Raw genomic sequence first — 821 nt, 5'->3', positions numbered from 1 at the left:
TTGTCGACGTACTTGAACATGTTCGCGAGCGGCACCATCGCGTTGATGACGACGGCAACGCCGCGCGCTTCCTGGCCCTGGATCTGGCCACGACGGCCGTTGAGGTCGCCGATGACGCCGCCGACGTAATCTTCCGGCGTCACGACCTCGACCTTCATGATCGGCTCCAGCAGCTGCACGCCGAGGCGCGGAGCGGCTTCCTTGAAGCAGGCGCGGGAAGCGATTTCGAACGCCAGCACCGAGGAGTCGACGTCGTGGAAGGCGCCGTCGATGAGGGTCGCCTTGACGCCGATCATCGGGAAGCCAGCGAAGGGGCCGGAACCCATGACGCTGTTGATGCCCTTCTCGACGCCGGGGATGTATTCCTTCGGAACCGCGCCGCCGACGATCTTGGACTCGAACACGAACTCTTCGCTCTCGGTGTTCGGCTCGAACAGGATCTTGACGCGGGCGAACTGGCCGGTACCACCGGTCTGCTTCTTGTGCGTGTAGTCCTGCTCGTGCGTGCGGGTGATCGTCTCGCGATAGGCCACCTGCGGCGCGCCGACATTGGCTTCGACCTTGAACTCGCGGCGCATGCGGTCGACGATGATGTCGAGATGCAGCTCGCCCATGCCGGCGATGATGGTCTGACCGCTTTCCTCGTCGGTCTTGACGCGGAAGGACGGATCCTCAGCCGCCAGGCGATGCAGCGCGAGGCCCATCTTTTCCTGGTCGTTCTTGGTCTTCGGCTCGATGGCGATCTGGATGACCGGATCGGGGAACTCCATGCGCTCGAGGATGACCGGGTGCAGCGGATCGCAGAGCGTGTCGCCGGTGGT

1 pseudogene is annotated in these 821 nt (G+C 64.1%); it reads right to left on the bottom strand.

Annotated features, from left to right (window positions below):
- Positions 1-821: pseudogene (gene fusA, locus EOD07_RS36115) on the bottom strand (elongation factor G); the annotation flags it as partial.

The sequence above is a fragment of the Mesorhizobium sp. M2C.T.Ca.TU.002.02.1.1 genome (assembly GCF_003997225.1).
Note: the sequence above shows the minus strand (reverse complement) of the source record. Positions and strands in the feature narration are given on the sequence as shown.